General features: G+C 69.0%; 5 protein-coding genes and 1 pseudogene. 3 read left to right on the top strand and 3 right to left on the bottom strand.

Features of this window, described 5'->3' with window-relative positions; translation table 11 throughout:
- Both RMP06_RS14540 and RMP06_RS14535 read left to right on the top strand, forming a co-directional pair.
- On the top strand, positions 1–384 hold a 384-nt coding region (locus tag RMP06_RS14540), incomplete at its 5' end, for a pilin (protein ID WP_310462500.1).
- Between the two features lie 106 nt (positions 385–490).
- A complete protein-coding gene (locus RMP06_RS14535; protein WP_310462499.1) occupies positions 491–2,269 on the top strand; it encodes a PglL family O-oligosaccharyltransferase in 1,779 nt (592 codons plus the stop codon).
- Positions 2,270–2,279: 10 nt separating this feature from the next.
- Here the strand turns inward: RMP06_RS14535 and moaC are convergent, their stop codons facing one another.
- Positions 2,280–2,759: a cyclic pyranopterin monophosphate synthase MoaC gene (gene moaC, locus RMP06_RS14530; RefSeq protein ID WP_310462498.1), complete on the bottom strand. Its 480-nt coding sequence runs from the start codon at positions 2,757–2,759 to the stop codon at positions 2,280–2,282.
- 155 nt (positions 2,760–2,914) lie between these two features.
- Between moaC and RMP06_RS14525 the strand changes: the two genes are divergently transcribed.
- On the top strand, positions 2,915–4,477 hold the full coding sequence (locus RMP06_RS14525) for a M48 family metalloprotease (RefSeq protein WP_310462501.1): 1,563 nt from the start codon (positions 2,915–2,917) through the stop codon (positions 4,475–4,477).
- A 21-nt stretch (positions 4,478–4,498) separates the two neighbouring features.
- Here RMP06_RS14525 and RMP06_RS14520 read toward each other — a convergent pair whose 3' ends face one another.
- Both RMP06_RS14520 and RMP06_RS14515 read right to left on the bottom strand, forming a co-directional pair.
- Positions 4,499–4,855: a phage holin family protein gene (locus tag RMP06_RS14520; protein ID WP_310462497.1), complete on the bottom strand. Its 357-nt coding sequence runs from the start codon at positions 4,853–4,855 to the stop codon at positions 4,499–4,501.
- 132 nt (positions 4,856–4,987) lie between these two features.
- A pseudogene (locus RMP06_RS14515) lies at positions 4,988–5,212 on the bottom strand (succinate--CoA ligase subunit alpha); the annotation flags it as partial.

The raw sequence follows: 5,212 nt of genomic DNA, 5'->3' as shown, positions 1-5,212 counted from the left end.
GTGGCGCTGCCGGCGTATCAGGACTACACCGCGCGTGCGCAGTCGGCCGAAGGCTCGACGCTGGCAGACGGCGTCAAGAAGGAAGTCGAATTCACGTTCTCTCAAGACAAATCCTGCCCAGACAATAAGAGTGCTCCTGCTGGACAAATTGCAACCGCTGCCTTGATTACAGGCAAGTATGTGTCGTCTATCACCACTGGTGGTACGTCTGCGGCAGATGGCACGGGCGGGTGTACGGTTGAAGTTCTGTTTAAGTCCACTAACGTAGCCACCGGTATTGCGGGCAAGAAATTGACCTACACCATGCTCCAGCAGAACAACACGACGTCGTGGCCCTGCACCTCGGATCTGGATGCCAAGATCAAGCCCAAGACCTGCTCTTGATGCCTGATTGACTGCCCGCGGGCAGTCAGCGTCACAGCCAATGCGCCTTCGGGCGCATTTGTCGTTTCAGCGGCCCGTGCGGTGGCCTCGCTATGATCGGGCACCCATGACCGCGCCCGCTCATCCCCCCGTCTCCTTCCTGCCGCTGGCCCTGCTGGCGGTAGCGTTTCCCTTCCTGATCGCCGGCAGCGCGCCGCCCACCTCGACCTACTTCAACCAGGCAGTGGCCTTCGGCGGCTGCGGCGTGTGGCTGCTGGTCTGGGCGCTGACGGCACGGCCGAGCCTCGCGGCACAACCCGCTTCCAGGGCGACAAAGCTGCTGCTGGTCGCCGGGGCGCTGCTGGTCGCGGCCACGCTCACCTCCAGCGCGCCTTGGGGCCAGCGCTTTGCGCCGCTCGCCTGTCTGGTGCTGGCGGGCGCGCTGATGCACGCCACCGCCGCCGCCACCCGCGCCGGCCGCCTCGACGACTGGGCCGCCCCGCTGATGACCGCGCTGCTGGTGGCCGGGTTGCTGAGTCTCGTGGTCGGACTGGTGCAGGTGTTCCGCCCCGAACTCGCCGACGGCCGTCTCGTGTCCTATCCCACCATCGCCGGCCGCGCCATCGGCAACATGCGCCAGCCGAACCAGCTCGCCACGCTGCTGCTGTGGTCGGCGGCGGCTGCCGTGTGGCTGGGTGTGCGCGAGCGCCAGCCACTGGCGGTGATGGCGGCGGTGCTGAGCGCGCTGGTGTTCGGCGTGGCCTTGACCGCCTCGCGCACCGGGTCGGTCGGTGTCGTGCTGCTGGCGCTGTGGGGACTGGTCGATCGGCGTTTGCCCAAGCCGGTGCGCGGGCTGCTGCTGGCGATGCTGCCGCTCTACGCGCTGAGCTGGTGGGGGCTGGAGCAATGGCTGTCGGCCCACGGGGTGATGTTCTACGGCGAGGACCAGCTCAAGAAAACGCTGCACGGCGACCCGAGCAGCTCGCGCGGCAAGATCTGGGCGAACACCTGGGACATGATTCGCGCCCATCCGTGGACCGGCGTGGGCGTCGGCGCCTACAACTTCATCTGGTCAATGACGCCGTTTCCGGGGCGCCCGGTGGCGTTCTACGACCACTCGCACAACGTCGTGCTGCAGCTCGCGGTGGAGTCGGGTGTGCCGATGGCGCTGGTGATCCTCGGCTGCACGCTGGCGGCGCTCTGGATGGCCCGCCCGGCGCTGACGGTGGCCGACGACGACACCGCCCGCGGTGCCCGCACGGCGCTGTTCATGCTGGTGATGGTGGGCGTGCACAGCCTGCTTGAATACCCGCTGTGGTACGTCTACTTCCTCTTGCCGGCGGCGATGCTGGCCGGCTGGTTGACCGGCCTGGCACCGGTGCGCCACGCGGATGCGGCGGCAGCGCCCACCCTGTCCCGCCTGGCGGGTGCCTGGCGTCCGGTCTGGTGCGCAACCGGGGCGCTGGCGCTGGCCGGGTCGCTCTGGTCCACGGTGGAATACGGCAGCGTGGCGGTCATCTTCGAGCCGGAGCTGTCCTGGGGCGAGCCGGCCCCGCTGGCGGAGCGCATCGCCCAAGGGCAGCGCAGCGTGCTGTGGGGCCACCACGCCGACTATGCGTCGGTGACCATGGCGCCGAAGCCCGAGGAGGTGTTTGCCCAGTTCGAGCGCCCGCTCTACCACCTGGCCGACACGCGGCTGCTGATCGCCTATGCGCGGGCGCTGCTGGCACGCGGTGAAATCGCCAAGGCGAGCCATGTGGCAGCCCGGCTGCGCGAGTTCCACAACCCGGCATCGGCGGACTTCTTCGCCCTCTGCGACGCACCCGGCGCTGCACCGAGCGCCACGCCGTTCCAGTGCCTGCCCGATCCGGCGCTGCCCGCCGAAGCGTTGCGCCCGAAGCGCTGATCCGGCTGGATCAGCCGGCGGTCCAGTCGCCCGACTTGCCGCCGCGCTTCTCCAGCAGGCGCACGTCGGTCATGGTCATGCCGCGGTCGGCGGCCTTGCACATGTCGTAAATAGTCAGCAGGCCGACCTGCACAGCCGTCAGTGCTTCCATCTCGACGCCGGTGCGGCCCAGCGTTTCCACCGTGGCCTGGCAATGCACCGCCGACGCGGCTTCGTCGATCTGGAAATCCACGGCGACCTTGGTGATCGGCAGCGGGTGGCACAGCGGAATCAGGTCGGACGTGCGCTTGGCGCCCTGGATCGCGGCGATGCGGGCGATGCCGATGACGTCACCTTTCCGGGCGTTGCCCTGGGCGATCAAGGCCAGCGTGGCCGGCAGCATCCGGATCGTGCCGCTGGCGGTGGCGACCCGGTGGGTCTCGCGCTTGGCGGCGACATCGACCATGTGGGCCTGGCCGTGGGCATCGAAGTGGGTCAGGGGAGAGTTCATCGGTCCGATCCGCTCAGCAGGGATTTACACAGGAGAAGCACAGTGCGGGCATCATACGCAGCCCCGCTGCATCTCCCGCTCCTGGCGGGCTGGTCATGACCCCTCCCTGCGCTCCCTGTTCTGCTCCTCGACGACGTGGTGCCCGGCGCTTGCCGGTGTGGGGCGCTGTGCTGGCCTCGGTGCTGGTGGCTGTGCCGGTCTCGCTCGGTCTGGCCCCGACCGCGCAGGCGCAATCGCAATCGTCCTTGCCATCGCTGGGCGACTCCGCCGCGGAAGACCTCACCGTCGGCGCCGAACGTCGGCTGGGCGACCGCATCATGCGGGAGATCCGGCGCGATCCCGACTGGCTCGATGACGCGCTGTTGCAGGATTACCTGAACAGCCTCTGGCAGCCGCTGCTCGCTGCCGCGCAATCGCGGGGCGATCTCTCCGACGACCAGCGCACGCACTTCGCGCTGCAGGCCTTCCTGGTGCGGGACCGCTCGATCAACGCCTTTGCCCTGCCGGGCGGCTATGTCGGCGTTCACCTCGGGCTGATCGCGCTGACCGCCTCGCGGGACGAACTCGCCGCCGTGCTTGCCCACGAACTCTCGCACATCACACAGCGCCACATCGCCCGCAACATCGCCAGCAGCCGGCGCCAGTCGATGCTGGGCGTGGCGTCGATGATCGTGGGCATCCTGGCGGCGTCGCGCAGCCAGAACGCCGATGCGGCCAACGCGGTGATCGTCGGCGGACAGGCGGCGGCCGTGCAGGGCCAGCTCAACTTCTCGCGCGACATGGAGCGCGAGGCCGACCGGGTGGGATTCGGGGTGCTCGACGGAGCGGGGTATGCCCCGGAAGGCATGGCGGGCATGTTCGACCGGCTGCAATTTGCCTCGCGCCTGAACGATTCGGGCCAGTTCCCGTACCTGCGCTCGCACCCCTTGACCAGCGAGCGCATCGCCGAAGCACGCGGCCGACTTGGCACCACTTCGGGCCGCAAGACGACGCCGTCGGTGGCGCAGTGGCTGCACGCCACGATGCAGGGCCGCGCCCGGGCCATGATGGACAGCCGCACGGAAACGCTGACGCGGCTGGCCGGCGGCGGCGTGCCCACGGCCGCGGCGGCAGCCCAGACGCCGGAAGCCCTCGCCACGGCGTGCGCCGCTGCGGTGGCGGCGATGCGGCTGAAGGATTGGCGTGTGGCGGATGCCGCACTGGCCCGTGCCCGGACGCTGGCGACACCGCAGGGCGAGTCGGTGGTGCGGGCGGTGCAGGTGATGCAGGTCGAGTCGCTGCTGGAGCGTGGGCAGGCCGCCGAGGCGGCGCGGGTGCTGTCGAGCGGTGTGCTGGATGGTTCGCGGGCGGGTTTGCTGCTCGGTGCCCGGCTGGCGTCGCTGCCGGGGTCCGAGACGGCCTTGGTCTCGCGCACCCGCGAGGATTTGCAAACCTGGGTTGCGCTGCACGCCGACGATGCGGGTGCCTGGCTGGCGCTGGCGCAGGTGAACGAGCGCCAGGGCGCGTCGCTGGCGGCACTGCGCGCCCATGCCGAGGCCCGGTTTGCCCAGGGCGATCTCTCCGGAGCGGTCGATCGCTTGCGCGCCGGTCAGCGGCTGGCGCGCAGCAAGGGGGCCGTGGAATCGATGGACGGCGTGATCATCGAGTCGCGCCTGAAGGCGATCGAGCAGCAGCGCCGCACCGAGATGGAGCAGGAGCGCAACGGCCAGCGGGACTGACTGACCGACGGTGGCGCGGCTTCAGCCCTCGTCGAACACCCGCTCCAGCACCGTGTCGATGACCATGCCGCAGAGGCTGTAGATCAGCGAGGCGATCAGCGCAGCACCGAAGCCGGCGACCTGCAGACCCGGCAACATCCAGGCCGCGCAGAAGAACACCATCGCGTTCACCACGAACAGGAACAGCCCGAGCGTGATGATCGTCACTGGCAGCGTCAGCACGACCAGCACCGGGCGCAGCACCGTGTTCAGCAGGCCGAGGATCAGCGCCGCCACCAGCGCCGCGCCATAACCCTGCACCTGGATACCGGGGTAGAAATGCGCCGTCAGGAGCAGGGCGGCAGCCAGAAGAAACCAACGTGCAATGAGCTTGACCATGCGCGCCAGCATACACGCGCCGTGGTGATTTGTGATCTGTGTCACAAATGGTGAAACACGGAGTTGCCGCTGCAATGAAAAAGGCCACCTCGCGGTGGCCTCGTGTCGAGCGACGTGCTTCGACCGGCGTGCTTACTTGAGCAGGGCCTTGAGCAGGCGGGCCATCTCGGAGGGGTTGCGGGTGACGGTGAAGCCGCACTCTTCCATGATGGCGAGCTTGGCGTCCGCCGTGTCCGCACCACCCGAGATCAGCGCCCCGGCGTGGCCCATGCGCTTGCCGGCCGGCGCGGTGACTCCGGCGATGAAGCCCACGATCGGCTTGGTCATGTTCGCCTTGCACCAGAGTGCGGCTTCGGC

It is taken from the genome of Sphaerotilus sp. (genome assembly GCF_031429695.1).
In the GTDB taxonomy this organism is placed as follows: domain Bacteria; phylum Pseudomonadota; class Gammaproteobacteria; order Burkholderiales; family Burkholderiaceae_C; genus Sphaerotilus.
The sequence above is the reverse complement of the archived record's forward strand: the minus strand, read 5'-3'. Positions and strand labels throughout refer to the sequence as shown.